Origin of the sequence: Paraburkholderia sp. GAS38, assembly GCF_050434965.1 — a bacterium.
Taxonomy (GTDB): domain Bacteria; phylum Pseudomonadota; class Gammaproteobacteria; order Burkholderiales; family Burkholderiaceae; genus Paraburkholderia; species Paraburkholderia phenazinium_A.
In genome coordinates this window covers 526,176-551,051 of sequence record NZ_JBNDJO010000001.1, presented here as the reverse complement: position 1 = coordinate 551,051, position 24,876 = coordinate 526,176, and the positions used below count along the sequence as shown (strand labels likewise).

At 63.3% G+C, this 24,876-nt stretch carries 17 protein-coding genes; 12 read left to right on the top strand and 5 right to left on the bottom strand.

Annotated features, from left to right (window positions below; genetic code table 11):
- The first annotated feature begins 26 nt into the window (after positions 1-26).
- The 9 genes from P3T42_RS02310 (at position 27) to P3T42_RS02270 (ending at position 11,549) form a co-directional block, all read left to right on the top strand.
- Positions 27-1,469, top strand: a complete 1,443-nt coding sequence (locus P3T42_RS02310) for a UDP-glucose dehydrogenase family protein (protein ID WP_429305073.1) — start codon at positions 27-29, stop codon at positions 1,467-1,469.
- A 22-nt stretch (positions 1,470-1,491) separates the two neighbouring features.
- Positions 1,492-1,953, top strand: coding sequence for an exopolysaccharide biosynthesis protein (locus P3T42_RS02305; protein ID WP_074298833.1), 462 nt, complete (start codon positions 1,492-1,494; stop codon positions 1,951-1,953).
- A complete protein-coding gene (locus P3T42_RS02300) occupies positions 1,947-3,119 on the top strand; it encodes a polysaccharide biosynthesis/export family protein (RefSeq protein ID WP_074298835.1) in 1,173 nt (390 codons plus the stop codon). Before P3T42_RS02305 ends, P3T42_RS02300 begins: the two co-directional genes overlap by 7 nt.
- A 105-nt stretch (positions 3,120-3,224) precedes the next feature.
- A complete protein-coding gene (locus tag P3T42_RS02295) occupies positions 3,225-5,423 on the top strand; it encodes a polysaccharide biosynthesis tyrosine autokinase (protein ID WP_074298837.1) in 2,199 nt (732 codons plus the stop codon).
- A 27-nt stretch (positions 5,424-5,450) separates the two neighbouring features.
- Entirely contained in the window at positions 5,451-6,377 is a 927-nt protein-coding gene (locus tag P3T42_RS02290; protein ID WP_429305072.1) for a glycosyltransferase family 2 protein, read from the top strand.
- Between the two features lie 98 nt (positions 6,378-6,475).
- On the top strand, positions 6,476-7,624 hold the full coding sequence (locus tag P3T42_RS02285) for a glycosyltransferase family 4 protein (RefSeq protein ID WP_429305071.1): 1,149 nt from the start codon (positions 6,476-6,478) through the stop codon (positions 7,622-7,624).
- Positions 7,625-7,627: 3 nt separating this feature from the next.
- Positions 7,628-9,088: a glucose-6-phosphate isomerase gene (locus P3T42_RS02280; RefSeq protein WP_074298843.1), complete on the top strand. Its 1,461-nt coding sequence runs from the start codon at positions 7,628-7,630 to the stop codon at positions 9,086-9,088.
- Positions 9,089-10,324, top strand: a complete 1,236-nt coding sequence (locus tag P3T42_RS02275; protein ID WP_074298845.1) for a glycosyltransferase family 4 protein — start codon at positions 9,089-9,091, stop codon at positions 10,322-10,324. It abuts the gene before it with no gap.
- 58 nt (positions 10,325-10,382) lie between these two features.
- Positions 10,383-11,549 (top strand): glycosyltransferase family 4 protein, encoded by a 1,167-nt coding sequence (locus tag P3T42_RS02270; protein WP_429305070.1) that lies wholly within the window; start codon positions 10,383-10,385, stop codon positions 11,547-11,549.
- Positions 11,550-11,590: 41 nt separating this feature from the next.
- Here P3T42_RS02270 and P3T42_RS02265 read toward each other — a convergent pair whose 3' ends face one another.
- From P3T42_RS02265 to P3T42_RS02245, 5 genes are all read right to left on the bottom strand, one after another.
- Complete coding sequence (locus tag P3T42_RS02265; RefSeq protein ID WP_429305069.1) at positions 11,591-13,420, bottom strand: tetratricopeptide repeat protein; 1,830 nt, start codon at positions 13,418-13,420, stop codon at positions 11,591-11,593.
- Between the two features lie 363 nt (positions 13,421-13,783).
- Entirely contained in the window at positions 13,784-14,254 is a 471-nt protein-coding gene (locus P3T42_RS02260) for a hypothetical protein (RefSeq protein WP_429305068.1), read from the bottom strand.
- Between the two features lie 771 nt (positions 14,255-15,025).
- Positions 15,026-16,069 (bottom strand): GDP-mannose 4,6-dehydratase, encoded by a 1,044-nt coding sequence (gene gmd / locus P3T42_RS02255; protein ID WP_074298853.1) that lies wholly within the window; start codon positions 16,067-16,069, stop codon positions 15,026-15,028.
- A gap of 56 nt (positions 16,070-16,125) precedes the next feature.
- Positions 16,126-16,878 (bottom strand): SGNH/GDSL hydrolase family protein, encoded by a 753-nt coding sequence (locus P3T42_RS02250; RefSeq protein WP_429305067.1) that lies wholly within the window; start codon positions 16,876-16,878, stop codon positions 16,126-16,128.
- Positions 16,879-16,886: 8 nt separating this feature from the next.
- The gene (locus P3T42_RS02245; protein WP_429305066.1) at positions 16,887-17,975 is read right to left on the bottom strand and encodes an acyltransferase family protein; all 1,089 of its coding nucleotides are present in this window, start codon (positions 17,973-17,975) and stop codon (positions 16,887-16,889) included.
- Between the two features lie 542 nt (positions 17,976-18,517).
- Here P3T42_RS02245 and P3T42_RS02240 point away from each other — a divergent pair.
- From P3T42_RS02240 to P3T42_RS02230, 3 genes are all read left to right on the top strand, one after another.
- Positions 18,518-20,713, top strand: coding sequence for a hypothetical protein (locus P3T42_RS02240; RefSeq protein ID WP_429305065.1), 2,196 nt, complete (start codon positions 18,518-18,520; stop codon positions 20,711-20,713).
- A 192-nt stretch (positions 20,714-20,905) separates the two neighbouring features.
- Positions 20,906-22,372: an oligosaccharide flippase family protein gene (locus P3T42_RS02235; protein ID WP_429305064.1), complete on the top strand. Its 1,467-nt coding sequence runs from the start codon at positions 20,906-20,908 to the stop codon at positions 22,370-22,372.
- Complete coding sequence (locus P3T42_RS02230; protein ID WP_429305063.1) at positions 22,369-24,837, top strand: glycosyltransferase family 4 protein; 2,469 nt, start codon at positions 22,369-22,371, stop codon at positions 24,835-24,837. Before P3T42_RS02235 ends, P3T42_RS02230 begins: the two co-directional genes overlap by 4 nt.
- The last annotated feature ends 39 nt before the right edge of the window (positions 24,838-24,876 follow it).

The window sequence follows — 24,876 nt, the reverse complement described above, 5'->3', positions numbered from 1 at the left end:
CCATTCAAATCTCCGAGGTGTAATTCATGAACGTGACGATCATTGGTAGCGGCTATGTGGGCCTCGTGACAGGCGCCTGTCTTGCCGACATCGGCAACGACGTGTTCTGTCTCGACCTCGATCAGCGCAAGATCGACGTGCTCAACAGCGGCGGCGTGCCGATCCACGAGCCGGGCCTGCAGGAGATCATCGCGCGCAACCGCAAGGCCGGGCGCCTGACGTTTTCGACCGACGTCGCCGCCGCCGTAGCGCACGGCGATATCCAGTTCATCGCGGTGGGCACGCCGTCCGACGAAGACGGCTCGGCCGATCTGCAATACGTGCTGGCCGCCGCGCGCAACATTGGCCGCCATATGACGGGTTTCAAGGTGATCGTCGACAAGTCGACCGTGCCGGTCGGCACCGCCGTGCGGGTGCGCAATGCGATTGCCGAGGAGCTGGCCGCACGCGGTGCGCAGCATATGTTCTCGGTGGTGTCGAATCCGGAGTTCCTCAAAGAGGGCGCCGCGGTCGAAGACTTCACGCGGCCCGATCGCATCGTACTCGGCTGCGACGAGGACGTGCCCGGCGAAAAGGCTCGCGAACTGATGAAGCGCGTCTACGCGCCGTTCAACCGCAACCGCGAACGCACGCTGTATATGGACGTGCGCTCGGCCGAGTTCACCAAGTACGCCGCCAACGCGATGCTCGCGACGCGCATCTCGTTCATGAACGAACTGGCGAACCTGGCCGATCGCGTGGGCGCGGATATCGAAGCGGTGCGCCGCGGCATCGGCTCGGACCCGCGCATCGGCTACGACTTCCTGTACGCGGGTTGCGGTTACGGCGGCTCGTGCTTCCCGAAGGACGTGCAGGCGCTGATCAACACGGCGGTCGAGCATCGCGCGGGCCTGCGCATCCTCGAGGCCGTCGAGGCCGTCAACGAAACGCAGAAGAAGATTCTCGCCCACAAGATCGTCGCGCGTCTCGGGGACGATCTGGCCGGTCGCACGTTCGGCGTGTGGGGCCTCGCGTTCAAGCCCAATACCGACGACATGCGCGAAGCGCCGAGCCGTCCGCTGATTGCGGAACTGCTCAAGCGCGGCGCGCGCGTGAAGGCCTACGACCCGGTCGCGGTCGACGAAGCGAAGCGGGTCTTCGCGCTCGATCTGCAACACGTGCCGCAACAACACGCCCGCCTCACGTTCGAGAGCGAGGAAATGGATGTGGCGCGCGGCGCCGACGCGCTGGTGATCCTGACGGAATGGAAAGTCTTCAAGAGTCCTGATTTCGACAGCCTCAAACAGCACCTGAAGACGCCGCTGATTTTCGACGGCCGCAACCTGTATGAACCGGAGGCGTTGCAGGAGCTCGGCATCGAGTATCACGCGATCGGCCGCCAGCATGCGCAGCGCGAGACGCCAGGACGCACTGCGGCACACGCTGCTGCGAGCCATGCCACGAGCGCGGCCGGCGCCGCCGCGCGTTGAGTTCAAGCGAAGGAGTCCGCCTATGTTCGCCAACGTACTGATTGTCTGTCACGCCAACGTCTGCCGTTCGCCGGCCGCCGAGATGCTGTTCAAGGCACGGCAGCGCCTCGCGCTAGGGGGCGAGGGCTATGCACGGCGTGCGATCAGGTTTCATTCGGCGGGCATTCGCGCCGTCGACGGCTATGGCATGGACCCGGTCATGCGGCGCCTGCTCGCCGAGCGCGGCGTTGCCTCCGGCATCCACCATGCACGGCGCCTGAACCGCCAGATCGTGCGCGACGCCGATCTGGTGCTGGTGACCGAATACCGCCAGGTGAAGGACGTCGAAGCGCTCGATCCGTGTTCGCGCGGCAAGGTCTATCCGCTTGGCCAGTGGGAGGACTCCGATGTGGCAGACCCGCATGGCGGCGCGGAAACCGAGTATCGCGAGAGCCTTGGACTCATCGAACACCTGGTCATCGGATGGCTGAACAAAATATGCTGAAACGAAATCTTACTGTTGCTCTTTTGCTGACGGCTTTTCTGTCGGCCTGTGCTACCGCGCCCGGTAATTATCTCGACACCTCCAGTCTGAAAGAGGATTCGCAGAGCAAGCCGGCAGAAACCTATCCGGTCCATCTGATCGACTCCGATCTCGTCATGACCCAGGCGCAACAAGCCGCGTCGCAGCAGACGCCGCTGCCGCCCGGCAAGTACAGCGATCCGTCGCAGTACATCTACCACGTGGCGCCGCAGGACATTCTCGGCATCACCGTGTGGGACCACCCCGAACTGACGACGCCGAACGGCAGCACGCTGTCCACCGGCGACAACACCACGCAGACGCTCGCGGGCGCCGTGCAGCAGCCGTACACCACGGCTCTGCCGGGTCAGGCCGACCCGTACGGCCAGACGGTCGCACCCGACGGCACGATCTTCTTCCCGTTCGTCGGACGCATGCAGGCGGCCGGCAAGACAGTGGGCGATATCCGCAACGAACTGGCGACGCGTCTCGTGCCGTACATCCGCAATCCGCAGGTGGATGTGCGGGTGCTGTCGTTCCGCAGCCAGAAGGTGCAGGTGACGGGCGAAGTGAAGTCGCCCGGGCCGCTCGCCATCAGCGACGTGCCGCTCACGCTGCTCGATGCGATCACGCGCTCGGGCGGCAGCACCAACGTTGCGGACATCCAGCGTGTGCGTCTGACCCGCAACAACCAGCTGTATGTGCTCGACGCCAACAGTCTGCTCGACCGCGGCGATACGCGCCAGAACGTAATGCTGCAGGCCGGCGACATCATCAACGTGCCGGACCGGGTCGATAGCCGCGTGTTCGTGATGGGCGAGGTGAAGACCCCGCAGACGGTCTCGATGTTGAGAGGAAAACTGACGATTGCCGATGCGCTGACGCAAGCCACCGGGATTCTCGATACCGACGCGAATCCGCGCCAGATCTACGTGCTGCGCGGCATGAAGGACCACCCGACCACGCCGGAAGTGTATCGCCTCGACATGACGCAGCCGAACGCCATCATGCTGTCGTCCCAGTTCCAGTTGCAGCCGCTGGATGTGGTCTACGTCGGCACGGCACTTTCGACCACCTTCAACCGCATTATCCAGCAGGTGTTACCGGCCATCCAGTCGGTGTTCTACATCAAGGAAATGACCAACTAGGCGCCTGACCCGCCGACGGTCCTGGGCTGTGCGAAACATTGCGCGGCGCAGGACCCGAGGCGACCCAACCGGGATCGAATTGTGAGCACTCAAGTAAATCCTCATATGGCCATGCCGGCCAGGACCGAAGAAGAGGACGTTGTCCTCGGTCAACTGTTGCAGGTGATTCTCGACGACATCTGGTGGCTGATCGCCATCGCGGTAACGATCGTCGCGATGGCCGCGCTCTACTGCTTCGTCGCCAAGCCGGTGTATTCGGCCGATGCGTACGTGCGGGTAGAGGAATCCGACAACACCTCGCAGGCCCTCACGCAGACGCAGACGGGCGCGGTGATTTCCAGCGGCCAGACCTCGCTGCCCACCGACGCCGAGATTGAGATCATCAAGAGTCGCGGCGTCGTCGGGCCGGTGGTTCAGCAGTGCAAGCTGAACTTCTCGGTCGAGCCGAAGACGATTCCGCTGCTCGGCAGTCTCGCCGCGCGTCTCGCCACGCCTGGTGTGCCGGGCCGCCCGTGGTTCGGTCTCACGAGCTATGCGTGGGGCGGCGAGCTCGCCGATGTCGACACGGTCGAAGTCGTGCCGGCGCTCGAAGGCAAGAAGATGGTGCTGACCGCGCTGTCCGATACGCAGTACGAACTGCGTGCGCCCGACGGCACCCTGCTGTTGCGCGGCGTAACGGGCCAGACCGAGCAGGGCGGCGGCGTGACGATTCTCGTCAACAAGCTGGTGGCCCGTCCCGGCACGCAGTTCACCGTGATGCGCGCCAACGACCTCGATGCGATCACCGCGTTCCAGTCGGCGATCAAGGTCGAGGAGCAGGGCAAGCAGACCGGTGTGATCGAAATCTCGCTCGAAGACAAGGACCCGGCGCACGCCGCGCTGGTCGCCAATGCGCTCGCCGAGTCGTATCTGCGCCAGCACGTGGCCGCCAAGCAGACCGATGCGAACAAGATGCTCGAATTCCTCAAGAGCGAGGAGCCGCGTCTGAAAGGCGACCTCGAACGTGCGGAAGCCGCGCTCACCGCGTATCAGCGCCAGTCCGGCTCGATCAACGCGAGCGATGAAGCGAAGGTTTATCTGGAGGGCAGCGTCCAGTACGAGCAGCAGATCTCCGGCCTGCGCCTGCAGATCGCCTCGCTTGAGGAGCGTTACGGCGACGAGCATCCGCTGATCAAGGCCTCGCGCGAACAGATGGCCGAACTCGAAGCGCAGCGCGACAAGTACAGCGACCGCTTCCGCGATCTGCCGGCCACGGAAGTCAAGGCCGTGCAGTTGCAGCGCGACGCCAAGGTGGCCGAAGACATCTACGTGCTGCTGCTGAACCGCGTGCAGGAACTCTCGGTGCAGCGGGTCGGCACGGGCGGCAATGTGCATATCGTCGACGAGGCACTGCGTCCGGGCACGCCCGTCAAGCCCAAGAAGGTGCTGATCCTCTCGGCCGCGGTGATTCTCGGCCTGATTGCGGGCACCGGCTTCGTGTTCCTGCGTCGCAACATGCTGAAGGGCATCGACGACCCGGAACGCGTCGAGCGCATGTTCCATCTGCCGATCTATGGACTGGTGCCGCTCTCCGCCGAGCAGGCAGTGCTCGAGAACTCGTTCGAGCGCGGCGGCAACCGCTTGCGCTCGGTGCTGGCCGACGCAAAACCGAAGGACGTCTGCATCGAAAGCCTGCGCAGTCTGCGCACCTCGATGCAGTTCACGATGATGGACGCGCGCAACCGCATCGTCATGCTCACGGGCCCGATGCCCGGCGTGGGCAAGAGTTTCCTGACCGTCAACCTCGCGGTGCTGCTGGCGCATTCCGGCAAGCGCGTGCTGATGATCGACGGCGACATGCGGCGCGGTGCGCTTGAACGCTACGTGGGCGGCGCGCAGGACAACGGCCTGTCCGAGCTGCTGAGCGGCCAGATCTCGCTGGAAGAGGCGATTCGCAGTACGACCGTCGACGGCCTGAGCTTCATCGCCTGCGGCCGGCGCCCGCCGAATCCGTCCGAGCTGCTGATGTCGCCGCGTTTGCAGCAGTACCTCGACGGTCTTGCCAAGCGCTACGACGTGATCCTGATCGACACGCCGCCGGTGCTGGCCGTGACCGATGCGTCGATTATCGGCGGCTACGCCGGCTCGACCTTCTTCGTGATCCGTTCGGGCGTGCATAGCGAGGGCGAAATCGCCGATTCGCTGAAGCGCCTGAAAGCGGCCGGCGTACACGTGCAGGGCGGCATCTTCAACGCCATGCCGCAGCGCGCGCGCGGCGGTTACGACCGCAGCTATGCGGCGGTGCAGGAATATCTGAGTGCGTGAGGAATCCTCAACAAGGAGCATGACGCGATGAAAGTAACGGTACTGGTTCCCACCTTTCGCCGCCCGGGCGATCTGGCGCGCTGCCTTGCCGCCTTGCAGGCGCAAGTGCGCGCGCCGGACGAAGTCGTGGTCGTGGCGCGTCCCGACGATACCGCGACGCACGTCTGCCTGCGCGACCCGGCCGTGGTCGGTGCGTTGCCGCTTTCGGTGGCGCTGGTCGAAGCGCCGGGGCAAGTGGCCGCGCTCAATCGCGGTCTCGATGCCGCCAACGGCGACGTGATCGCCATCACCGACGACGATGCCGCGCCGCACCCCGACTGGGTTCAGCGGATTGCCGCCGCGTTCGAGAGCGACGCCCGTCTGGGCGCCCTCGGCGGGCGCGACTGGGTGCACGAGAAGGGCCGCGTGCTGGACGGCGAACGGCCGTTGGTGGGCAAGGTGCGCCCATCCGGCAAGATCGTCGGCAATCACCACCTCGGCGTGGGCGGCGCACGCGAGGTCGATCTGCTCAAGGGCGCCAACATGAGCTACCGGCGCGATGCGGTGCGCCGGATCCGCTTCGACGCGCGGCTGCGCGGCGCAGGCGCCCAGGTGCATAACGACATGGCCTTCAGCATGAGCGTGAAGAACGCCGGCTGGAAGCTCGTCTACGACCCGCGCGTAGCGGTCGATCATTACCCCGCAGAGCGCTTCGACGACGACCGTCGCGATGCGCAGACGCTGGCGGCGGTGCGCAACGCTGCCTACAACCTGCATCTGATCCTGCGCGACCAGTTGCCGCCGCTGCGGCGCGAAGCCGCCTGGTGGTGGTACGCGCTGGTCGGCACACGCGTCTATCCGGGCTTTGTGCATGCGGCGCTGGCGCTGACCTCGAAGCAGGGCCGCGCGCGGCTCTCGCGCTGGCGTGCGGTGCGCACAGGCGCGCATGAAGCGCGCCGCGCGGCAACGTCGTAATGCGAACTTGCCTTGTGAACACCATGCGCGACCCTGCATCGACCCTCGGGCGCCGATGCCTTCTCAAACCGCGTCAACCCGCAGACCGGAGTGCCTGAATGAGTACGAAAGTCCACGTTCATCTGTTTTACGGCGCCGATCCCCGTTTCTATCGCCAGGGCGATAATATCGGCTGCCTGTACGGCTATCACCATGCCGAGTCCGAGGACTACGCGCTGACCTATTCGCAGGATGCGCGCGAAAGCGCCCCTGTGCGTCTGTTGCGCCGGGCGCTGAAGACGGTGCTCGGCTTCGACCTGATCCATACGCTGCGCAATCGCGACGAGATCCTGCGCTCGGACGTGATCTGGACGCACACGGAACACGAGTATCTGTCGGTCGCGCTGGTGCTGCTGCTGAACGGCCGACGCACGGCGCCGCCGCTGCTGCTCGCGCAAAGCGTCTGGCTGCTCGACAAATGGCCGAGCTACGGCATGCTGCGGCGCTGGCTGTATCGCAAGCTGATTGCGCGCGCCGACGTCCTGACCACGCTGGCAAGCGAGAATGCCGAACTGTGCGAGCGTTACCTCGGACGCAAGGCCACGCACGTGTTCTACGGCCTGAACACAATCGACTTTCCGGTCAGGATGCCTGACGACTGGCAGCCGCATACGCCGCTGCGGATTGCCGCGATCGGCAACGACCGCGATCGCGACTGGGAGACGCTCATCCAGGCCTTCGGCAACGACGCCCGCTATAGCGTCCGGCTTGCGACGCGCCGCCGGATCCCTGCGAAGCTGCGCGCGGAAAATGTCGAGATCGCGCCCGCTGCCGGGCTGAAGAAAGCCCGCGAGCTATACGACTGGGCTGACGTCGTGCTGGTGCCGTTGCGGCCCAACTCGCACGCCTCCGGCATCACGGTGATGCTCGAGACCGCCGCGCTCGGCAAGCCGATGGTGGTGACCAACGTGGGCACGCTCACCGATTATTTCTCGTACCGGGCCGCCGCTTATGTGCCGCCGTTCGACGCCGAGGCGCTGCGCGAGGCCGCCAACCGGCTGGCCGCATCGCCCGCAGAAGGTTTGCGCCAGGCGCAGGCCGCCACGGAACAACTGCTGTCGCGCGATCTGACCACGCGCCAGTTCGCGCTGCAGCACGTGCGCATCACCGACGAACTGCTGCGCCGCCGTGCCGCGCCGCAGGGTCGTGCGGTGGAAGAGCGGCGCACGCCGGTGAGTGTGCATAGCCAGTCGCGCGGAGGTCTCTAACCGATGTCGACGATCGCGCACGCCGCCGCGAGCGGCGCCGTCCGCCGCCTCAAGCGCGACCCGATGGAATGGGGGCCGCCCGCCTTGCTGTGGCTCGTCACGGCGCTGCTGATCGGCGCGCATCAGGGCACGGTGCTCACGCTGGCCTTTCCGGTGCTCGCCACGCTGACGGGGCTGTGGCTGTACTTCAAGAGCCCGGCGCGCTATGTGGGGTTCATGTGGTGGCTGTGGTTCCTGAGCCCCGAAGTGCGCCGCCTCGCCGACTGGTCGAAGGGCGCTTTCACGCCGACCAGCCTGATCCAGATTGCGCCGCTGGCCGTCACGATGATCAGCGGCCTCTCGCTGATTCGCTACTACCCGGTACTCGGACAACGGCGCGGCCTGCCGGTGCTGCTGATCCTGGCGGGACTCGCCTATGCGTTCATGGTCGGGGTTGTCTCGAGCGGGCCGCTTGCCGCCACCTACGACCTTGCCAACTGGCTCTATCCGATTCTGATCGGCTTTCACATCATGGCGAATACGCGCGACTATCCGGCGTATCGCGACACGATCGTCAACACCTTCATCTGGGGCATGCTGGTGATGGGTGCGTATGGCCTCGTGCAGTTCGCCATCATGCCGCCGTGGGACGCGCTGTGGATGCTCGGCTCGCAGATGAACTCGCAGGGCGACCCGGTGCCGATGGGCGTGCGTGTATTCAGCACGATGAACTCGTCGGGCCCGTTTGCATTCGCGATGATGGGCGCGATGGTCTATGTGATGGCCGCGAATCATCGCGTGCGCTGGATTGCCGCCGCGCTGGGCTTCTTCGCCTTCGGCCTGAGCCTCGTGCGTTCGACGTGGGGCGGCTGGGTCGTCGCGTTGCTGATCCAGCTGGTCAAATCGAACAACCGCGTGCGGCTGCGCATTGTCGCCAGCGCGATGCTGCTGGCCGGCCTGTGCGTGCCGTTGCTGGCGGTGGGTCCGGTGGCCGAGCGTCTGCAGACGCGTCTGGACAGTATCGTCAATCTCAAGGACGACCAGAGTTACGCGGCGCGTAACGAGTTCTACGCGACCTTCGCGAAGACCGCGTTTACCGACGTCTCCGGCGAAGGCATGGGCGCGACCGGCACCTCCACGAAACTGTCGAACGACGGCGGCCAGCTCGGCCAGTACGGCAATTTCGATAGCGGCGTGATGAACATCCCGTTCGTGCTCGGCTGGCCCGGCACGCTGCTGTATCTGTCCGGCATCCTCTGGCTGCTGGTGCGGGCGGTGCTGGCCTCGTTCAAGATGCGCGACGACAAATTCGTCTCCGCATCGCTAAGTCTTGGGCTCGCGATCTTCGCGATGCTGGTGTTCACTAATTCGCTGGTCGGCACAGGCGGACTGCTGCTGTTCATGAGTCTTTTTTCGATCCTCTCCGCGGCGCACTGGCAAAAGCAGCAGCGCCGCCGCGAGCTTATTCTGCACGGAGGCACCTGATTGAGAGTCGCCATAGTCACGCATGTGGTGCGCCATAACGACGGCCAGGGGCGCGTCAACCACGAGATCGCGCGCGCGGCCCTCGACGAGAATATTGCCGTGACACTCGTCGCCTCGCACGTGGCCCCCGAACTGCTCGCGCATCCAAAGGTGCGCTGGGTGCCGATGAAAATTGGCCGCTGGTGGCCGACCAATCTGCTGCGCCAGCAGGTGTTCGCACTGAAGAGCGCGCTCTGGCTGCGCACTCATCGCCGCGAGTACGACGTGCTGCACGTCAACGGCTTCATCACGTGGATGCCCGCCGACGTGAACACCGCGCACTTCGTGCATAGCGGCTGGTTCGGCAGCAAGTACTATCCGTTTGGGCTGACCAAGGGCGTGTGGTCGGCGTATCAGTTCGTCTATACGCGCGTGAATGCATCGCTCGAGCGCTGGGCGTATCGCCGCTCGCGGGTCATTACCGCAGTCTCGCAGAAGGTGGCCGACGAGATTCGCGCGATCGGCCTCACGCCGCGCAATCGTGTCGACGTGATCTATAACGGCGTCGATACGCAGGGCTTCGCGGCGGCGCAGGGCGATCGCGCGAAATTCAATCTGCCGGCCGAGGCGTTCCTGCTGCTGTTCGTGGGCGACCTGCGCACGCCGCGCAAGAACCTCGGCACGGTGCTGGAGGCGTTGCGGCATTTGCCGGATCACGTGCATATCGCGGTGGCCGGGTATCTGCCTGGCAGTCCTTATCCGGAGCAGGCGCGTGCGCTCGGCATCGCCGATCGGGTGCACTTCCTCGGGCTGGTGAAGGAGATGCCGGTGCTGATGCACTCGGTCGATGCCTTTGTGTTTCCGTCGCGCTACGAAGCGATGAGCCTGTCGCTGCTCGAAGCGATGGCGGCCGGTTTGCCGGTGGTGACCGCGCGCACGGCGGGCGGCGCGGAAATCATCACGCCCGAATGCGGCATCGTGCTCGACGATCCCGACGATCCCAAAGCGCTCGCCGGCGCGATTGCATGGCTCGCCGAATCCGGCGACACACGCCGCGCCATGGGCGTCGCCGCCAACGAACTTGCGACCGGCTTCGGCTGGGCCCGCATGGCGGCGCAGTACATCGCGCTGTACCGGCAACTGGCGGGACAACAGGAGGGCCGCCAGCGCATCGGCGCTGCGGTCGATGCCGAGCCTCAAGCGCAGCCGCAGTCGCTCGCGGCAAACGTGCTGGCCGGCCACAAGGGGGCCGAATGAACCCGATCGCCCCATCACAACGCCATATGCAGTTTCACGCTACCCAAGGGATACCGTCATGAACACGGACTCGATCAAATCGTTGCAAATCGGCATGCACTGGTTCCCGGAGCGTGCGGGCGGACTCGATCGCATGTACTACTCGCTGGTGGGTGCATTGCCCGGCGCGGGGGTGGCGGTGCGCGGCGTGGTCGCGGGTTCGCCGCGTGTCGCGGAGGATACGGGCGGCGCGATCCAGGGCTTCGGCCCGGCGGCGCAGTCGTTGCCGCTGCGCCTGATGGCAGCCCGCCGTGCGCTGCGCCGCGAGATCACGCGGCAACGGCCCGACGTGATTTCCTCGCATTTCGCGCTCTATACGTTTCCGGGCCTCGACGTGACGCGCGGCATTCCGCAGGTCTCGCATTTTCAGGGACCGTGGGCGGACGAAAGCCATGTTGAAGGCGCCGATTCGTTCGGCCAGCGCGCGAAGCGTTATCTGGAGCAGTCGGTGTATGCGCGCTCGTCGCGCTTGATCGTGCTGTCCGATGCGTTCGGCAAGATCCTCACGTCGCGCTATGGCATCTCGCCGGAGCGGGTTCGGGTGGTGCCGGGTTGTGTGAACGTGGACCAGTTCAACTTGCCGATCACGCCGGCTGAGGCGCGTCTGAAGCTGCAATTGCCGCAGGGCCGGCCGATTGTGCTGGCGGTGCGGCGGTTGGTGCGGCGTATGGGGCTGGAGGATCTGATCGATGCGGTGCAGGTGCTCAAGAAGCGTGTGCCGGATGTGTTGTTGCTGATTGCGGGCAAGGGGCGGTTGCAGGAGGAACTGCAGACGCGCATCAACGAGGCGGGGCTCGACGATAACGTGAAGCTGCTTGGTTTTGTGCCCGATCAGCATCTGGCTGCGTTGTATCGCGCGGCGACGATCAGTGTGGTGCCGACGGTGGCGCTGGAGGGGTTTGGGTTGATTACCGTGGAATCGCTGGCGTCCGGTACGCCGGTGCTGGTGACGCCGGTCGGCGGCTTGCCGGAAGCGGTGGCGGGGTTGTCGCCCAATCTGGTGTTGCCGGCGACGGGTGCGGCGGCGATCGCGGAAGGATTGGGGGCTGCGTTGACTGGCTCGTTGAAGCTGCCGGATGCCGATGCGTGCCGCGCTTATGCGAGGGCAAACTTCGATAACTCGGTGATCGCGAAGCGGGTGGCGGCGGTGTATGGGGAGGCGATTGCGGCGGGGGAGGTTCATTGAGGGGGAGGTGAGCGTCTGGCCGATACCAACTTATCGGCCATTCAGACTGCCCAGCGATCCTCAGCGGGAGCGGATTGTGCGCACCATTCCTGCAATGCGTCTCGCACTTCGTCGATGACCGGTCCCCAATCGCCTGGCTGGCGCTGACGAAACAGACGCATCGACGGATACCAAGGGCTGTCTGTTCTTTCGGTCAGCCAGCGCCAGTCGGTGTAGGCGGGGATGAGCGTCCACACAGGCAAACCCGCTGCGCCGGCAAGATGGGCCAGCGATGAATCGACCGTAATTAACAGGTCGAACGAATGGAGTATTGCGAGGGTATCGGCATAACTTCCAATGTCTTGTCCGAGCGCGCGCACATCGAACTCGCGCTGAAGGGCCTCGATGTCTCGTTCGTGCTTGCCTTTCTGCACCGAATACCAGGTCACGCGAGGAAGACTAAAAAGACTTTCTAACGCATCGATCCGGATCGACCGGAAACGGTCAAGCGGATGAAGAGGATTGCCTGCCCAAACAATGCCAACGCGCCTGTTTATCGAGCCAGGGAGTTCGCACGGGGCGACTGCAATACGATGTCGCCATTTATCGAGTTTCTCAGGCGCCGCCGCGAGATAGGGCATTGAAACCGGCAGCATAGAGATCTCGAGTTTCATGTGCTCCGGTACCCTGAACATATGGGCCCAAAAGTCGTAAGGTCCGGCAGGGATGGCAGCAAACGCGTTCCTGACGCTGTCCATACTGCTTGCGAGTTCTACGATCTCTTCATTTACCAGAACGTCCACGGTTGCTCCCTGCTTGTAAAGCCAGTCGGCGAACCGCAGGAACTGTATCTGATCGCCAAGCCCCTGTTCTCCTACGAGAAGGAACTGGCGCCCTGAAACGGGTTCGCCATGCCACGCTGGAAAGCCCGGCCACAGAAGATTTGCCTTGTGTTCCGGCACCTCGTAAAACCACCGGTTTAGTTTCCAGCCTTTTTCAAATTCGCCGAGACACAGGAGTGCATCCGCGAAGTAGTACTGTAATTTCGGCTCATGGACCAATACCCGCGCAGCCTCCTCGCTGTATGGCAGGCATTCCGCGACTCTCCCTAGTTGTCTAAGCGCCCATGCGGCGTTGTGAGACAGGACGGCGTTGTGCGGTTCGATGACCAGACCCTGCCGGGCTGCTTCGAGTGCACCTTCAAAGTGTTGGCTCGTGTTCAGCACATAGGCGACTGCCTTGAGAGCCGCAGCATTGTCGGCCCCGTGTGTCGTGATCTGTCGAACGGTATTGTCGAGTGAACCGGTGCGGCCAGTTTTTAAAATGGAAACTATCTTGTCGAGGTCATCCCTTGGCGCCGCGGGATGAAGCGTCCATGCGCGCAGCCAGTATTCGAGGGCTGCGTCACTGTCACCTAGCTCTGCGTTGATCATCGCGAGCGCGCGATTGGCGTGGTGCAATTCTGGGTCTAACAGCAACGACTTTTCGTATTGAGCTATTGCGTCACGAAGACGACCCAACTGCCACAGGCAGTCGCCAAGGTTTCTGTGGAGACTGGCGGTGCCTCCCGTCAATGTCATTGCCTGACAGTAGAGCGATTCGGCTACGTCATATCTACGCCTGACGGCAGCCAGCAGCCCGGCGCACTCCAGCAAATCGGCGCGCGCCGGCGCAATTTGCAATGCCCTTTCCGAGAATGCCCACGCCTGGTCCAAATCGTCCATATGAAAATGGGCGAGCGCCATATGGTGTAGCGCGTGCACATCTTGCGGACTTACAGCAAGAATTTCCACGTAGCGGACTGCGGCTTCGTTGATGCGTCTCGCGGCGAAGTGGCTATCTGCTATTGACTTGAGCGTGTCGATATCGGTTTTGTTGGTGGCAATGGACATTGTGCGAAGCGGCGGGGGTTTTTTGTTACGTCGGTGTACATGACGTGCAGGAGATATGCCCTATGACGTTGCTTGAAAACGATCCCCTCCGGCTTTCGGTCTCATTTTGTTCATCTGTTTATTGCCCTTGTTTCTGTCGTGTTGGGTCTTTCAAACAAACGACGACACACGCGGACATGCGCAAAGCCGTTCGTAATGAAAGGCTAGACCGTCAGAAACGAAGGGGGTAGCAGACGCCGCTGCTTTGTATGAGAGATCATTTACCCGCGACGTAAGGAAAGGCGTCGCAGCTGACGCGATCGTCTGCAAGCATGGTTGACCCGCTTGCGAGACTTCGTTCCAGTGAGTCGCGGCTATTTGCCGTCAATGCTGCACGGCTATGACATGTGCATCGGTTGTTGCCGTCTTAACCCGCTTCGACGATGTCGCGGTATCTCTCGCGGCTTTACGTGTACCGCGAGACGCACGCGAATCAGTATTCGCTTTGCCTGTCGGCGAGAGAAGGCGCGCCGCCGATTTCGCGCTGATTGTTGCGTCCGGAATTCCGCACGCATCGTGAGAGATGATGCGAAACATTTCGCGCGAACCTTCTGCCTGCATCAGATACGTCTCAGCGGTATCGGTCAGCAGGCACAGCATTGTTTGCTGGTTTTTCCGCTCGTCGGAGGTGATGGCCGGTTGCCTCTGCATGGTTGCTGACAGCGCGACAATCCGCTGAAGGTTCCGTATTTGTTCCTCGCAGAATTCAAGGGCGGATCGGGCGACACGCTCATGGTGGACTGCGCTGACGGGTTTGCGGGGGATGAGGTGTTTGTTTTCGGCCGATTGGGTCATGGTGCGATTTCCGGTGTGTTCCTGAATCGCCCGACACTCGCTAATAGACGGGGTGAGCGGGCACGTAGCGAGGTTAGCAGACCGGGCTGTGAGACCATTGACCGGCGAGCCTTGCGGCTCCCTCACCACGGCCCGCCCAGTGAGAGGACACGCGTGGCTGGGCACTACCCACTTTCACGGGCAATGCGGCCATACACAGCGACGGGCTGCTAAACCCGTGCCGTCAAAAGTGACGGCAGGAACAATCTAAACCACTTTCATTTTGGGACGATCAACCAAACCGGCTAATTCGGAAGTTTATACAGATTAGTGACACTTTCGCTGCGAGTACCGAGCGGCCGTGAGCCGTTCTGCGGAGCGCGCAGACAATCCGCGGCGGTCGGCATCTTGCTATGCGGCTACGCGATACAACGACATCTTGCAGCGCGGTTCCGGCTATGACTTGAGCGTGAGCGTAGACCCGCCAGGCAGACCCATCCGCGACGCACTCCGTGCGGAGTGGGGTGGATGAGTGCTGTGTCACGAACGGGGGAAAATGCGAGGGCAGGTCTCGTCTCGGACCACTAAGGATACCGAACAGAGAGGGCTCACTACGGGCTAGCGGTGGCAAGCCCGCTTTCTTTGCCTACTTTCTTTGCGGCGGCAAAGAAAGTAGGTGCCGCCCCGCACAGGGGCAACGCAAATAGACCACTAAGACAGCAAGGAGAGGCCAACACCACAAGAACCACGACCAAGAACCACCACGCCGCCGCCGCCCCCAAAAAAACCAAATCAAAACGTCTCATGCTCCTGATTCCGCGAAAGATCCGCGGCGACCATCATCTTGCAGAGCTGTTCGAGGCGGGTTTCCGGCACCCACCCAAGCTTCTCCTTAGCCTTATCGGCGCAGCCAATGAGAAGATCCACTTCAGCGGGCCGATAAAACTTAGGATTCACACGAACGAGCGTCTTCCCGGTAGCAACATCAATCCCAATCTCCCGCTGCTCCTTCCCGGACCATTCAAGCTGAAACCCGGCACCGGCAAACGCCATCCGCACAAAATCCCTAACAGTCTCAGTACGATTGGTAGCGAGCACAAACGTATCCGGCTCATCGACCTGCAGCATGCGCCACATCCCTTCAACATATTCGAGCGCAAACCCCCAATCCCTTTTGGCATCCAGATTCCCGAGCTCAAGCGCATCCTGCTTCCCAAGCTTGATCTTGGCTACCGTATCGGTAATCTTCCGCGTAACAAACTCACGCCCCCGCAACGGCGACTCATGATTGAACAGAATCCCGCTGCTGGCAAAGATCCCATACGACTCGCGATAGTTAATCGTAGTCCAATGAGCAAACAGCTTGGCCACACCATAAGGACTACGAGGATAAAACGGCGTATCCTCCCGCTGCGGCACCGCCTGCACCTTCCCGAACATCTCAGACGTCGAAGCCTGGTAATACCGCGTCTTGGGACTCAAAATCCGAATCCCCTCAAGCAGATTCAACGCACCAATCCCAGTCACCTCAGCCGTCGTCACCGGCTGATCAAACGACACGCCCACAAAACTCTGCGCCGCAAGGTTATAAAGCTCATCGGCCTGCGCGCCGTCGAGCAAACGCAGCGTCGAGCCGAAATCGGTCAGGTCATGTTCGACGAGGCGCAGACTCGGATGCCCGGCAATCCCGAGCTCGTTCATGCGCCAGAAATTGACGGAGCTGGTGCGCCGATACGTGCCGGTCACCTGATAGCCCTTGTCGAGCAGCAGTTTCGCCAGATACGCGCCGTCCTGGCCGGACACGCCGGTGATGATCGCTTTGCGTTGGTTGCTCATAGGTCGCCTTGGGTAACGGTAAGGAAAAAGTCAGGAGGTAAGGGGAGAGCGCGTTGCTACGACGAACCCGCCAGCAGCCGCCGCACCAGCGGATCGACCACACGCAGGTCCTGGCCGGCTTTCAGGCGGTACAGCTCGGGTCTCGGATGCGCGCCGTCGGACATCATGGCTTGCCAGTCCGGCAGGCCGCTAATGTAGGCGTACTGATCGACGAGTGGCACATGCTGTTCGGCGGCCACCCGGCGCGTCATCGCTACCATCGCTGCGAGCCGGGCATTGAGACGACCATCGGGCATCGGGTTCGAGGTCTGCAACACCGGTTCCTTGCCGAGCGCGAGCGCGGCCTTCACCAATGCTGTTTCCGCTTCGTAGAACTGCTCCGGCGTCTGGTTGTGCATCACTTCGTTGATGCCGTAGTTAATCGTCACAATCTGTGCGTCAGAGGCCGCGAGCCGCTGCGTCCACGGCACGCTGCGGCCGCGATCGGTACCGTCGCGCAACTGGTAGGCCATGGTGCCGCCCACGCCGAAATTGATCACGCTGACGCGTTCGCCATACGTCGTGCGCAAGGCGTCTTGCAGATACGTCACCGCGTTCTGCGGACGCGGGCTGCAATGACCCTCGCTGCAGGAAATGCCGAGCGTGGTCGAGTCGCCATAGGCTTCGATCACCACCTGCGCGGTCGGTCCGGCACGCAGCGCCTGGCCGCCGGGAGCCGCCGGCGCATCCGCATTCGCGCGGCCGCAGACCGTAGCGATCAGCAGGACGCCGGCCGCGCCGCGCAACCCGCGGGTCAATGGCGTAAGCACGCGGAGGCTCATGCGCGCGGCTGCGGTGCTTGGGACGACGCACCGTTCAACGACGTCGTAGAGCGTCCCGAACTCGCTGCCGGCCCATGAATCAGGCGCCGCTCGAATGCAAACCACGTGAGGCTCGCATACGCAAGCGTGATGGCCAGCGCAAGGGCGGCCGTCACAAAGCGGTTCATATGCAGCGGCCACAACGTGTAGAGGACGCTCAGGTGAATCAGATAAATCGTGTAGCTGATCGTGCCGATATAAACCAGCACCGGATTGCACAACAGCCGCTTGACGATGCCCTGGCTCTGCAAGGCGATGACCACGAGCGATGTGCACAGCACCAACGAAACGCTATACAGCGCCGCATTCGAGAGCGGCGTGTTTTCGGCGCGAAAGCGCGGATAGTGAAGATGCAGCCATGCCAGCACGGCCAGCGCGGCGACGCAGCCCGCGAGCGCAAGCGGCCGGAACGGTTGCAACGCATTGGGATTGCGCCGCACGGCCACGGCAAGCAATGCACCGGCCGACAGCAGATCCATACGGAACGGCGTCAGGTAGTAGATGGGCCAGAACGAATCGAACCACGGCGTCGCGACGGCGCGCAGCACGGGCACGACGAGAATCAGCGCGGCGGCGACCCAAGCAAGCACGCGTTCGGGCAGCAGCAGGATCACAAACGGCCAGACAATGTAGAACTGCTCCTCGACGGCCAGCGACCACAGCACGTTCAGGCTGTCATGGCCGCTCTGGCCGAGCGCATCGCCGATGTTGGTGGCGAAGAACGCATACCACTCCCAATGCTTCGCCCAGCCGAAGCCAAACAGCACCGACGACACCGCCATCAGCAGCAAATACGGCGGCAGGATACGGCGCGCCCGGCGTGCATAGAAATAGCCGAAATACGATTGTTGACGCGCCTTGCGCTCCAGCAGGATGCCGGTGATCAGAAAACCGCTCAGGACGAAGAACAGATCGACGCCCATCCACAGCGGCGCCTTCAGCGCGTGCTGCGCAAACACCGCCAGCACGGCAATCGCGCGCAAGCCGTCGAGCTGCACGATGCGGCGTGAGTGAGAAGGCGGGGCAGGCAAGGCACTGGCTGTCATGAACCGTCCATGGTGGGCATCGGGTGGGCCGGCAAGCGAACGCGCTGCGGCATGGGCATTCCGTCGTGCATCGCGCCAGCTCCTCATGGCGGGCCCAACGGAAGTGGAATTCATTCTAGGGAAAAGAAATTGATGAAAAAACGGGAATGAAATGAAGAAATAGATTGCGGCGTGAACGCGGCGGGAAAATTAACTGCTGAAGTCATCGCGGCGACATATTCGTGGCGCGCCACACGTGCTGTAGCCGGTCATAAGAGATCTCAACGGCAGGCTGCCTCCGGACCGTTGCAGCGGCGCGACTCCAAGGCAATATTTTTTAAATCGAATATTTATTCCCGCATTAATGAATGAATATTTTTGAATTATTTTCGAATTTCGTCGCGACGGATTTCCCGCGTAATGTGAACCGGTAACAGGCGCCGGATGCGTGCGCCGCCGTTGCGCTTTACGCGCCCCATGTGCCGTCCCGGCCATCATTTCATGGGACAACGCCCGCTCGTGCGCGCCGCTCGCCGCCGCACGGCCTTGACTGGAGGAACACCTTGGTCCGTCTCATCTTCGCGAAACTGCTCGCTGCGCTGCTATGCCTTACAGCGCTCGCTGCCTCGGCCGAAACGGTGCTGAACGCGAAGACCTCATGGATCGGTAACACCTTCGGTTTCGGCGACGGCACATGGACGCAGATCAATATCACCGCGATCGCCGTCGCCCCTGACGGCAAGGTCTACACCAACGCACCATGGGACGAAAGCGGCGCCGAAGCCAGCACGTATCAGAATGGCAAGATGCTCGGCTTTGCCGGCGGCACGCACGGCTGGGGCACAGGCGGCGGCAATGCGATCGCGATCAATCGCCGCTATGTGTTCATGGCCGTATCGGTTGGCAATGAGAAGGGCCATCTGGTCGGGCAGGGCATCTGGCCGCAAAAGGGCAAGCAGTGGTTCGGCATTTCTCGGCGCAAGATCGAAGATCCGAAACTCAGCGCGCTGTTTCAGCCCGCCTCGAGCGCGGCCAATGGGGCGGTCGACCCGCACGCGCAACTGGCCGCCGGCTTTCTGATGACGAACGAAGTGGCCGCCGGCGCCCGCGCCGACATCGACGGGCTGGCCGCTAATGACACCACGCTATACGCGTCCAACACCACGCAAAACCGCATTGAGGTCTACGACGCCGAATCGATGCAGAAAAAAACGGCGTGGAGCGTGCACGAGCCGGGACGTATCGCGCTGGCGCCCGACGGCTCGCTGTGGGTATTGACGGGCACGCTCACCGACAGCACGCCGCGCGTCGCGCATTACTCCGCGAGCGGCCAGTTGCTCGCCGACACGCTGCCGCTGCCGCCGGACGCGGTGCCGGTCGACATCGCGCTCGACGCCCACGGCCGCGTGCTGATCGCCGACAACGGTCCGCGTCAACAAGTGCTGTTCTTCAGCAAGAGCGGCGATCGCTACGTGGCTTCGGGCACGCTCGGCGAGCGCGGCGGCATCTTCTCGGGCGTCGCGGGCCGGCCGGGGCCGCAGCGCTTCAACGGACTAACCGGCGTCGGCGTCGATGCGCACGGCAACGTCTACGTCGCCACCAACGGCATCGGTCCGCGCTACGCGCCGCTCGGCGCGGGGCTCGGCGCCACGCTGGAAAGCTATGCGCCCGATGGCAAGCAACTCTGGCAGGTGCAAGGGCTGCTGTTCGTCGACGGCGCGTGGATCGATCCGGCGCGCCCAGACAGCGTCTACACCGGCAACAAGCGCTTCCAGCTCGATCTCACGAAGCCGCCGGGAGAGGACTGGAAATACGTAGGATTCCTGTCGAATCGCTTCAGGTATCCGGACGACCCCGTGTTTCACACCGACCAGTGGCCGGGGCTGCCCATTGCCCGTCAGTTGAAGGGGCACACCTTCCTCTACCTGACGGACATGTACGCGGACCATCTGAAGATCTACCGCTTCGATAGCGCGCACGACGGCGAAACCGCGATTCCGTCGGGCTTCATTGCGGGCCGCGAACGGCCGGTTGCCAACGTGCCGAACGCGCCGCCCGGCGGCGACTGGATGTGGCGCGACATGAACGGCGACGGCAAATTCGCCAGCGACGACTTCACGCCTAACACCAGCGGCACACGGCTCGCGGGCGGCTGGGGCTGGTGGGTCGACACCCACGGCGACATCTGGCGTACGAGCGATATCAAGGGCATCCATCGGCTGCATTTCGGCGGTCTCGATGCGAAGGGCAATCCGGTCTACTCGTACTCGGACATGACCACGTATCCCGTGCCGCAGCCCTTCACGGAACTACGCCGCGCGATCTACGTGCCCGAGACCGACTCGCTCTACGTGACCGGTTACACGGCCGATGCCGCGGTCCAGGCCGGCTTCTGGAAAGAAGTCGGAAGGGTGCTGGTGCGCTACGACAACTGGTCGAGCGGCAAGCCCGTGCAGCGTTACGTCATCAACCTGCCGTGGGACACCCAGGCCAAACCGATCGAAACGATCATCGGCCTGACCGTCGAAGGGCAATACGTATTCGCCGTCGAGCCGGTTGGCACGATTCACGTCCTCGACAAGGACAGCGGCAAGGAAGTCGGCGTGATCCGGCCGGGGCCGGAGGTGGGCAAGGCATCGGGCTGGGTCGACGTGCCGAACGGCGTGAGCGCCTACCGGCGCAGCGATGGCGAATACCTGGTGTTCGTGGAGGAAGACGCGCGCGGCAAGGTCATGATGTACCGCTGGAAACCGGCCTGAGAGCGGACCGGAAACCCGGGCGGAAACCCGACCTGAGATGCCACCGCATCCATCGTGCTGCGAATTATTTTTCTGTCGATTTATGGCAGGTGGCGCGCATTTTTTACGTGCTTTACTCGTAGCAGGCTCCTCGGTGTGGCGCGGTGCGTTGCCATGCGCGCCAAGCCGACCCTCTGAATCAAAAGGCATCCGATGGACAAAGGCATTCTCAAGAACGTAGCGATCAATTTCTTCGGTCTCGTGCTGCCGACCTTCGTTTCGCTCGTCACGGTGCCGTCGTATATCCGGCTACTGGGCGTCGAGCGTTACGGCGTGATTGCTCTCGTGTGGACCTTGATCGGCTACTTCTCGATTCTCGATCTGGGCATGAGCATGGCCGCGCAGAACCACATCTCGAAGGCGCTGGCCTCGAACGACGCGGATGAAAGCGCCCGCGTGTTCTGGAGCGCGACCTGGCTTAACCTGGTGACGGGCATCATCGGCGGCCTGATTATTTATTTTGGCGCATTTCTTTACACCGCCTATTTCACCAAGGTGTCACCGGAGCTGCAACACGAGGTCTATATGGCGCTGCCGTGGCTCGCCATTGCGATTCCGATTGCCAACGTCTCGTGGGTGTTCGCCGGCGCGATCAACGGGGCGGAGCGCTTCGGCGTCTACAACACCAATCAGACCATCGGCACCTTCATCTTCCAGTTGCTGCCGTTAGGCGCCGCGTGGCTGCTGGGGCCGAGCCTGCAGAACGTGCTCGCGGCGGCCGTGGTGGCGCGCCTGCTGGCTGCGGCGCTGCTGGGACGCTCGGCGCTCAAGGTGCTTAACCTGCGCCGCATGCTGCCGCCGCAACTCGGTGTGGCCAAGGGACTGTTCAACTTCGGCGGCTGGATGCTGATTGCCAGCATCACGACCATGGTGGCCGACTCGCTCGACAAGGTCTTTCTCGGCACCGGCCTCGGCGCGCGTTTCGTGACCTTCTATACCGTGCCGCAGAATCTCGTGACGCGCTTGAACATTGTGCCCACGGCGCTCGTGCGTACCTTGTTTCCGCGCCTGTCCGCGGTCGGCCGCGATCATGCGGATCTGATCACGCAGCAGTCGCTCGAATTTCTCAACGGCGCCTTCACGCCGGTCGCCCTGGTGGCGATGTTCGTGCTGGGGCCGTTCCTGCATCTGTGGGTCGGCAACGAGATCGCCACGATCGCCGCGCCGGTGGGCCGCATCCTGATCGTATCGGTGTGGCTGGTCGGGCAGGCCAACGTCACCCGCATCATGATTCAGTCGCAGGTCAATCCAGCGGTCGCGGCGCGGGTGGGCGTATTCGAATTGCCGCTCTTCGCCGCTGCGCTGTGGTTCGGCATTCACTACTACGGGCTGACCGGGGCGGCGGTGGCCGTGGCCGGCCGCGCCTTGTTCGACTATGGCGTGCTGCTGTGGCTGTCGTCGATTCGCGCCCGGCCGATTGCGCTCGACATGCTCGCGCATCTCGCCTTTCTGCTGCTCAGCCTGTGGCTGGCCAGCTTCCTGCCCAGTCTGTCATTGGCCATTGCAGCCGGCGCGGTGGTCGTGGCCGCCAATGTTGCATGGTCGATCACGATGACCCCCGCTTTGCGCGATCTTGCGCGTTCGCTGCTGTTGCGACTGAATCCGAGGAAGAGCGCATGAACCAGGATGTCCTTGATGAAGCCGTGTTGCGGCCCAGCCAGCGCAGCGCGCTGGCCGAACTCACCACACCGCCCGCACCCCAGGCGCCGCCGCGGCGCGCGCCGCGCGTGGACAAGAACGTGCGCGTGGCGATCGTGCACGACTGGCTCGTCACCTATGCGGGCGCCGAGCGCGTGCTTGAACAGATCGTGGCCTGCTTTCCGGATGCGGACCTGTTCAGCGTGGTGGATTTTCTCGACGACCGTAGTTTCCTGCGCGGCAAGCCGGTGACGACGTCGTTCATCCAGAAGCTGCCGAAGGCCCGCACCAAGTACCGCGCCTATTTGCCCTTGATGCCCATTGCGATCGAGCAGCTCGACGTCTCGGCCTACGACGTGGTGATCTCGAGCAGCCACGCGGTCGCCAAGGGCGTGCTGACCGGTCCCGACCAGGTGCATATCAGCTACGTGCATTCGCCGATCCGTTACGCGTGGGACCTGCAGCATCAGTATCTGCAGCAGTCCAAACTGACCAATGGGCCGAAATCCGCGCTGGCGCGGCTGATTCTTCATTACATCCGCAACTGGGATATCCGCACGTCGAATTCGGTGGACACCTTCGTCGCCAACTCGCAATTCATCGCGCGGCGCATCAGGAAGGTGTATCAGCGTGACGCGCACGTGATCTTTCCGCCGGTGGACGTCGATGCCTTCGTACTCCACGAACAGAAGGAAGATTTTTATCTGACCGCATCGCGGATGGTGCCGTACAAGAAGATCGACCTGATCGTCGAAGCGTTTGCGCGCATGCCGCAGCGACGGCTCGTCGTGATCGGCGACGGTCCCGACATGCAGAAGATTCGCGCCAAGGCGGCGCCCAATGTCGAGATCATGGGCTATCAGCCGTTCAAGGTGCTGCAGGACAAGATGCAGCGGGCCAAGGCGTTCGTGTTTGCCGCCGAGGAGGACTTCGGCATTTCGGTGGTCGAGGCCCAGGCGTGCGGCACGCCGGTGATCGCCTACGGCAAGGGCGGCGCGCTTGAAACGGTGCGCGATCTGTCCAGCTCACGGCCTACCGGGATGTTCTTCGAAGAACAGCGCGCCGAATCGATCATCGCGGCCGTCGAGGAATTCGACACCCATGCGAGCCGCTTTGTCGCCGCCGATTGCCGCGCCAACGCGGAGCGTTTTTCGGCTGCGCATTTCCGCGAGCGTTTCTTTGCGCACGTGCGCTCGGCCGTACCGGCCTTGCAGGGCGCGTCGCTGCCGGTCTATGAACCTTATGTGGCGACACCCGCCGTCAGCGGCGCCGCTCAGGCGCCACGCGTGCTGGCGATCGATCAGAGCGGCGTGCTGGGCGGCGCCGAGCTGTCGCTGCTCGAGATCGTGAAGGCGCTGCGGGCCCGCATCGAAGTCGTGCTGTTCGACGATGGACCGTTTCGCACGGCGCTCGATACGGCCGGCGTGAACGTGCGCGTCCTCGATTCCGGCGCGCTGCGCGAAGTCCGCAAACAGGGTGGCACGCCGCCGCTCGGCCAGGCGCTCAAGGGCGTCGCCGCGCTGGTGCGCGCCACGGCCGCTCGCGCGCGCCATACCGACGTGATCTACGCGAACACGCAGCGCGCCATGGTGATCGGCGCGCTCGCGGGACGGCTGGCGCGGCGCCCGGTGGTGTGGCATCTGCGCGATATCGTGAGCGCCGAGCACTTCGGCCGCAAGCAACTGCGGATCATCAAGTGGTGCGCCAAACTCGGTCTTGCACACGTGATCGCCAATTCGGCTGCATCGGCGCGCGCGTTTGCCGATCTGACCGGTTTCGACGAAAAGCAGATCGACGTCGTTTTTAACGGTATCGCAGCGGCCCCGTTCGACGCCTTGCGCAACGTGCCGGTCGCGACGCTGCGTGCGCGTCTGAAGCTGCCGCAGGACGCGTATCTGGTCGGCTCGTTCAGCCGGCTCGCGCGCTGGAAGGGGCAGCACGTGCTGCTCGAGGCGATGGTCCTCAATCCGCATATGCATGCCGTGCTGGTGGGGGCGCCGCTGTTCGGCGAAGACCCTTACGAAGTGGAATTGCGGGCGTTTGTCGCGAACCATGGCCTGGGTGACCGGGTGCATTTTCTCGGCTTCCAGCACGATATTGCCGCCTGCATGTGTGCGGTCGACGCGGTCGCGCATACGTCCATTACACCGGAGCCGTTCGGCCGCGTGATCGTCGAAGGGATGCTGGCGCAGCGGCCCGTGGTGGCGGCGCGGGCCGGCGGCGTGCTGGAAATCGTCGAGGACGGCGTGAACGGCGTGCTGTGCGAGCCGGGTGACGCGCATGGTCTGGCCGATGTGCTGGCCGAGTTGCGCAGCAATACGGCGCTGCGCGAGCGGCTCGTCAGAAACGGGTATCAGACGGCGATAGCGCGGTTCGGGACCGCCGCCTATGTGTCGGGTGTCGAGCGCATTCTGAAGGGCGTGGTGGGGGGCAAGAAGGCGCGGTAGGCAGTGCGAACCGCCGTCACTGCCACCGCCACGCGAAAA

What these genes read in the sequence shown, in the direction of transcription:
- P3T42_RS02310 (WP_429305073.1), top strand. Translation starts at nt 27, where the DNA reads ATGAACGTGACGATCATTGGTAGCGGCTATGTGGGCCTCGTGACAGGC.
- P3T42_RS02305 (WP_074298833.1), top strand. Translation starts at nt 1,492, where the DNA reads ATGTTCGCCAACGTACTGATTGTCTGTCACGCCAACGTCTGCCGTTCG.
- P3T42_RS02300 (WP_074298835.1), top strand. Translation starts at nt 1,947, where the DNA reads ATGCTGAAACGAAATCTTACTGTTGCTCTTTTGCTGACGGCTTTTCTG.
- P3T42_RS02295 (WP_074298837.1), top strand. Translation starts at nt 3,225, where the DNA reads ATGGCCATGCCGGCCAGGACCGAAGAAGAGGACGTTGTCCTCGGTCAA.
- P3T42_RS02290 (WP_429305072.1), top strand. Translation starts at nt 5,451, where the DNA reads ATGAAAGTAACGGTACTGGTTCCCACCTTTCGCCGCCCGGGCGATCTG.
- P3T42_RS02285 (WP_429305071.1), top strand. Translation starts at nt 6,476, where the DNA reads ATGAGTACGAAAGTCCACGTTCATCTGTTTTACGGCGCCGATCCCCGT.
- P3T42_RS02280 (WP_074298843.1), top strand. Translation starts at nt 7,628, where the DNA reads ATGTCGACGATCGCGCACGCCGCCGCGAGCGGCGCCGTCCGCCGCCTC.
- P3T42_RS02270 (WP_429305070.1), top strand. Translation starts at nt 10,383, where the DNA reads ATGAACACGGACTCGATCAAATCGTTGCAAATCGGCATGCACTGGTTC.
- P3T42_RS02265 (WP_429305069.1), bottom strand. Translation starts at nt 13,420, where the DNA reads ATGTCCATTGCCACCAACAAAACCGATATCGACACGCTCAAGTCAATA.
- P3T42_RS02260 (WP_429305068.1), bottom strand. Translation starts at nt 14,254, where the DNA reads ATGACCCAATCGGCCGAAAACAAACACCTCATCCCCCGCAAACCCGTC.
- gmd (WP_074298853.1), bottom strand. Translation starts at nt 16,069, where the DNA reads ATGAGCAACCAACGCAAAGCGATCATCACCGGCGTGTCCGGCCAGGAC.
- P3T42_RS02245 (WP_429305066.1), bottom strand. Translation starts at nt 17,975, where the DNA reads ATGACAGCCAGTGCCTTGCCTGCCCCGCCTTCTCACTCACGCCGCATC.
- P3T42_RS02235 (WP_429305064.1), top strand. Translation starts at nt 20,906, where the DNA reads ATGGACAAAGGCATTCTCAAGAACGTAGCGATCAATTTCTTCGGTCTC.
- P3T42_RS02230 (WP_429305063.1), top strand. Translation starts at nt 22,369, where the DNA reads ATGAACCAGGATGTCCTTGATGAAGCCGTGTTGCGGCCCAGCCAGCGC.